Below are 717 nucleotides of genomic sequence, written 5' to 3'. Positions count from 1 at the left end.
TTGAATGTAGACATTGCTTTTATTAGCACCAGTTCATGGGATCTGGAGCATGGTGTCTCCACACCACATGAAGAGAAAATATTAGTCAAACAGGCAGTACTAAAAACTGCCCGCCGCCGGGTCTTAGTTTCTGACAGTAGTAAATATGGCAAATACGGTATGTTTCGTGTCTGCCCGCTTTCGAGTTTGGATGATATTGTCTGTGATAGCCAACTTTCCCCAGAAGTGCAGCAACAATTACGAGAGCACAACCTGATATTACATACCGTTAGCATATAAGAACAAAAAATCTACTTACAAGCACAAATAGCCCAAAGCTATTAAACAAGGAGAGTCGCAATGAAAGTGATAATCACGGGTGCCGCAGGTTTTCTGGGCCAGCAACTTGCCAGTGCTTTGCTTAAAAATAACCAAAATTTAAACTTCGATCAGGTGACTGCTCCCCGCCGTAAAAAACGGCGAGGCTTCCCACTTCTCAGGCCGCAACCGTTGGTGCAACGGATTTACGCAGGCCTCCATGGGCAGAAACGGCGAGTCCCGCCGCCTGTAATACTGTTATGCCCTTGCCCTGGATGTTGATCGCCGCATTGATATCGCGGTCATGTTCGACTCGACAGAAAGGGCATTGCCAGATCCGCTTATGCAGCGGCATATCCGGCATTTTGTGACCGCAGCAATGACAGGTTTTCGAGCTGGCGAACCACTGAGCCAGTTTGA

Annotated in this window: 3 protein-coding genes; 2 read left to right on the top strand and 1 reads right to left on the bottom strand. The window is 47.6% G+C overall.

Translation table 11 applies throughout. The annotated features are described in order from the left end of the window. Together EAE89_RS23090 and EAE89_RS23085 are read left to right on the top strand one after the other, a co-directional pair. A partial coding sequence (locus tag EAE89_RS23090; RefSeq protein WP_479687603.1) for a DeoR/GlpR family DNA-binding transcription regulator occupies positions 1-279 on the top strand: 279 nt, incomplete at its 5' end. A gap of 60 nt (positions 280-339) precedes the next feature. Further along, positions 340-579, top strand: coding sequence for a hypothetical protein (locus EAE89_RS23085; protein ID WP_214086678.1), 240 nt, complete (start codon positions 340-342; stop codon positions 577-579). Here the strand turns inward: EAE89_RS23085 and EAE89_RS23080 are convergent. After that, on the bottom strand, positions 476-717 hold a 242-nt coding region (locus EAE89_RS23080; protein WP_214086677.1), incomplete at its 5' end, for a zinc ribbon domain-containing protein. The two genes, EAE89_RS23085 and EAE89_RS23080, sit on opposite strands and share 104 nt — an antisense overlap.

Source organism: Photorhabdus heterorhabditis (assembly GCF_018448905.1).
Classification (GTDB): Bacteria; Pseudomonadota; Gammaproteobacteria; order Enterobacterales; family Enterobacteriaceae; genus Photorhabdus; species Photorhabdus heterorhabditis.
Note: the sequence above shows the minus strand (reverse complement) of the source record. Positions and strands in the feature narration are given on the sequence as shown.

What these genes read in the sequence shown, in the direction of transcription:
- EAE89_RS23085 (WP_214086678.1), top strand. Translation starts at nt 340, where the DNA reads ATGAAAGTGATAATCACGGGTGCCGCAGGTTTTCTGGGCCAGCAACTT.